This is a genomic window from Mesorhizobium sp. M7A.F.Ca.CA.004.06.1.1 (assembly GCF_003999135.1).
Taxonomy (GTDB): Bacteria; Pseudomonadota; Alphaproteobacteria; order Rhizobiales; family Rhizobiaceae; genus Mesorhizobium.
This window is the reverse complement of the sequence record NZ_RZPQ01000338.1, coordinates 1,830-6,131: the sequence shown is the minus strand read 5'-3', so window position 1 is coordinate 6,131 and position 4,302 is coordinate 1,830. Positions and strand designations below refer to the sequence as shown.

At 61.3% G+C, this 4,302-nt stretch carries 4 protein-coding genes; all 4 read right to left on the bottom strand.

Annotated features, from left to right (window positions below):
* The coding region (locus EN906_RS19670) for an ABC transporter permease subunit (RefSeq protein ID WP_164777246.1) at nucleotides 1–954 on the bottom strand (954 nt) is incomplete at its 3' end.
* 174 nt (nucleotides 955–1,128) lie between these two features.
* Nucleotides 1,129–2,136 carry an iron ABC transporter substrate-binding protein gene (locus tag EN906_RS19665; RefSeq protein WP_127271210.1) on the bottom strand — a complete coding sequence of 336 codons (1,008 nt, stop codon included), beginning with the start codon at nucleotides 2,134–2,136 and terminating at the stop codon, nucleotides 1,129–1,131.
* Between the two features lie 159 nt (nucleotides 2,137–2,295).
* Nucleotides 2,296–3,522, bottom strand: a complete 1,227-nt coding sequence (locus EN906_RS19660) for a cytochrome P450 (RefSeq protein WP_127271208.1) — start codon at nucleotides 3,520–3,522, stop codon at nucleotides 2,296–2,298.
* On the bottom strand, nucleotides 3,519–4,302 hold a 784-nt coding region (locus EN906_RS19655), incomplete at its 5' end, for a hypothetical protein (protein WP_206529133.1). The genes EN906_RS19655 and EN906_RS19660, both read right to left, overlap by 4 nt.

The window sequence follows — 4,302 nt, the reverse complement described above, 5'->3', positions numbered from 1 at the left end:
CCCCCAGACAGCCGCGCCGCCGGCGACAAGCCAGCCGCCGCTGGTGACGAACGGCACGCCGAGCGCCAAAAGCGTGGTGACGACAAGCAAGAGCAGGCTCGGAATGGTGGCGCGCCCGAGGCTTGCGCGTTGCTGATGGCGCGCCGCACCCGAGCCGACGCGGGCATAGCGCTCCTCGCCGCGCACCAGCACTTCGAGGCCGAGCAGCACGAAGCAGCAGCTGACCAGCACGCCGGCCAGCATGTTGGCGGCCGGTCCATTGAAGGTCGACTGGAACTGGTCGACGATCGCCGTGGTGAAGGTGTCGAAGCGGATGAAGACATAGAGGCCGTACTCGGCCAGCAGATGCAGGCCGACCAGCAGCGAGCCGCCGCAGATGGCGAGCCGCAATTGCGGCAGCACGACCCGCCAGAACACGCGTCGGGGTCCAAGGCCGAGTGCGGCGGCGGCGTCCTCGAGGGCGGGATCGAGACGGCGCAATGCCGCCGACACCGGCAGATACAGGAACGGGAAATAGGCGATAACGGAAACCAGCACGCCGGCCCACAGGCCGTGCAGTCCCGGCACCATGGTGATCCAGGCGTAGCTGTGGACGAAGGCGGGGATGGCGAGCGGCGCCACGCACAGCCAGGACCAGATCCGGTCGCCCGGCAGGTCGCTGCGCTCGGTCAGCCAGGCCAGCGCAACCGACAGCACGATGGTGATCGGCACCGAGAGCGCGACCAGCAGGACAGTGTTGACCAGAAGCTCGCCGACACGCGGCCGGAAGACCAGCGCCGCGACGGTTTCCCAGCCGGTCTGCACCGCGATCCAGATGATGAAGGCGAGCGGCACCAGCGCCAGCAGCGCAACGAAGATGGCGGCGAGGACCAGCCAAAGCGGTGCGCGTCGCCGGGCCCTTCGGCCTGTGCCCGAAGGCAGGCCCGAACGCGCGAGATCGACCGCGGACTGCATCAGGTCAGACGCCGTGCCGTTGCCGTCCAGCGGCAGCAATTGAAGGACCGCGATCGCGGTCGGGAACACAGCGTGTCGTCATCGACGAATGCCATCTCGAAAAACAAAATCACTCCCGCGGAAGGCGAATTCCCGCGGGAGCGTGGTCGGGTGTCCTTTTAGGACGAATGGCAACTAAAGCAAGCCGGCTGCCGTCATCAGGTCGGTGACCTTCTTGGAGTTCAGCGTCGTGGCATCGACCTTCGGCGCCTGCAGATCGGCGAGCGGCACAAGCTTCGGGTTGGAGTCCGCACCATTGCCGACCGCGTATTCGAAGGAGTCGCCTGTTTTCAGCACGTCCTGACCGCCCTTGCCGGTCAGCCATTTCAGGAACGCCTGGGCTTCCTTGGGATGCTTGCTGGAGGCCAGCACGCCGCCGCCGGAGATCGAGACGAAGGCGCCCGGATCCTGGTTCTTGAAATAGTGCAGCTCGACATTCTTGCTGTTTTCGCCGGTCTTGGCCTGATCGCCGAAGTAGTAATAGTGATAGATGACGCCGCCTTCGATCTCGCCGGCATTGACCGCCTTCATCACCGTGCTGTTGCCCTTGTAGGCGGTGAAATTGGTTTTCATCGCCTTCAGCCAGTCGGCGGTAGCGGCTTCGCCCTTGAGCTGGAGCAGGGCGCTGACGATGGCCTGGAAATCGGCGCCCGACGGGGAGGCGGCCCAACGGCCCTTCCAGCTCGGATCGGCGAGGTCAAGCATCGACTTGGGCAGCTGGTCGGCGGTCAGCTTGGTTTTGTTATAGGCAAAGACCGTGCTGCGCGCGGCGACGCCGACCCATTTGCCGCTGGCCGGTTGATAATCCTGCGGAACCTGTGCCAACGTGTCGGCATCGACCGGCGCGAACAGGCCGGCGCTCTCGACCAGCGCCATGGCCGGTGAGTTTTCCGTCAGGAACACGTCTGCGGGTGAAGCAGTGCCCTCGGCGACGATCTGATTGGAGAAGTCGCTGTCGCCGCCATTGCGCACCGTGACCTTGATGCCCGTTTCCTTGGTGAAGCCTTCGGCCCACGCCTTGGTCAGGCTTTCGTGCTGGGCGTTATAGACAATGATGCCGGCATCCTCGGCCATCGATGGGCTGGCGATCAGCATGATTGCCAGCGCCGTGGCGCCGGCGAGGGTGGAAAGAGCATATTTCATGACATTGTCCTAAAGTTCGGGTTGGCACCGGCTCACCTACCGATACCTGACAGGCTTAGTCAACATTGGTGATCTGCTTCAATCGGTCGCTGAAGCACAAACGCTTGATATCGGGCTCACAATTCCAAGTGATGAAGGGACCCGAATGGCGTGCCGAATTCAAACCGATGGTTGATCCGCGGGCCGGATGAATGGGGCGGCTTGCAGACCGTGGAAAAGCACCGAATGCCGCCTGACGACCCTGGGAAGGTCCAAGCACCAGCCTTTGGCCTGCGTGAACAAGGCCTCCAGCAGTACAGCTATTTCTAACCGGGCGACGTGTTGACCCAGACAGGCATGCAGTCCGGTGCCAAAGGCAAGGGCCGACGAAATGCCGGAACCCAAATCCAACCGGTCGCCCGCCGGAAAAACAGAAATGTCTCGATTGGCGCTCGCCAGCACGGGTACGACGGCCTGCCCGGCTTTTATGGTTGCGCCACCAAATTGCATATCTTCCGCGGCGATGCGCGCTCCGGCATAGTGAACTGGAGCGCAAAAACGGAGCAGCTCTTCGGCTGCTGAAAACCAACTGACTTTCCCATCTTCAAGCAGCGAAAGCTGTTCTGGGAAGCGTGCAAGCGCGACCAGCGCATTGCCGAAGGTATCGACGACTGTCGCCTGCCCGGCAAAGAGCAGGAATACGATGTTTGCAACGGCATCGTCTCTCAGCCAGCGGCCAGCCTCGACTTCGGCAAGCATCTGAGCTGAAATACCGTTTGGGCGCACAGTACCGTGTTCTATCACGCTGGATACCCATGCCTCCAACCGGCGGCAGGCATCGTTTGCGTCTTCGTCTACGCCGCCGGCCCTTATTTCCAGGGCGTTGGCCATAAGCTGTGCGTCGGCGCCAATCCGCCAGGGATCGTCCATGTCAATACCAAGGATCTGTTCCAGGGCTGAAAACGATAGCGGCAGGCCTATATCACGAACCGCGTCGAACTCCGGTTTTTGTACAGCTGCCTGCGTAAGTTCCGACGCTTTGGCCGCAAGCCGGTCGAATAGCCCGTTGCTGGAGGAAAAGCTTAGCGAACCAGCCAATGGGCGGCGCAGGCGCATGTGCCGTGGCGGGTCGGACAGCAGCATGGAACGGGTCAACAGGTCCAGGGCCGGATTGGCGCTGATCTTTTGCCTGACCTCCTGATAGGCGCCCGGCGGTGCCTGCAGCAACAGCGGGTGTTTCAAGGCCTGGGAAACAAGCGCATGGCTGAACACGTAGAAGGCTTCACCGACCTCGGGATAAGGAGGTTTGCCCCAACTGGCGCCTCCTGAACTCCGACGACGGGCGAATTCGGGAAACGCATCGCTGCCATGGGCGATGGGGTCAAATAGATCAGCCTGATCTGTCATCGGGCAAGATCGACAGCAAAGATAACGCGAAATCCGCCGGAACTCATGTCTTCAGGTAGAAAATCGGACGCGAGATGTAGAAATTCGCACCGGAGAACACGGTTATAGAACCGCAGTAGCGGATCCCTCGTTATGGATTCCACCGAAGGCATGACACCGGTCCGATGCCAATCGTCGATGGTCCGACGAAATTCCGGATCCGGCCGAACCTTGTCGGGCAACTCGTCCTGTGCTCCCGCGTAGGACGGGCAACGTCCGTCGCCGACCAACCAACGCGCACCGACCTGCCGTCCATAGTCAGACATTTGCGACAACAGGCGGCGTGCCATGTCGGTGCCGCGGAATTCGGGTCGCACACCAAGATTGTACACGTAGAGTGACCGTGCAGGTCGGCTCCTGGCAAGCGAAGAGTAGGCGGAGAAGGTCTTGGGGAACCTTCCCGTATCGTGCGGATCTTGGCTGGTTTCCACGAAGCAGATCGCGCCGGCAACAAGGTTCTCAACCATGGCCAGGATCATTGTATGCCCGAGCGAAAGCCGGTGGTGAATTGTTTTTTCGCTGGCACCGAGTCGTCCCCAGGCCGCGGCCTCCATCGCGGCCATGCCCGGAACGTCGTCTGCCATAAGCTGTTGAAATACGATCATCTTCATCGTCGAAAGGCGGCTCGTAATTGCGATATCGAATCGATAATTTTCTGATACCAGCTGTTGATGAGTGCATGAGTAGGGGCGGGTTGTCTCATGATCTTCTATGTTTGCCATCGCTTGCATGCCTATACCC

Bases quoted from the DNA above. Each gene is read 5' to 3' on its own strand.
- EN906_RS19660 (WP_127271208.1), bottom strand. From the start codon at position 3,522: ATGACAGATCAGGCTGATCTATTTGACCCCATCGCCCATGGCAGCGAT.
- EN906_RS19665 (WP_127271210.1), bottom strand. From the start codon at position 2,136: ATGAAATATGCTCTTTCCACCCTCGCCGGCGCCACGGCGCTGGCAATC.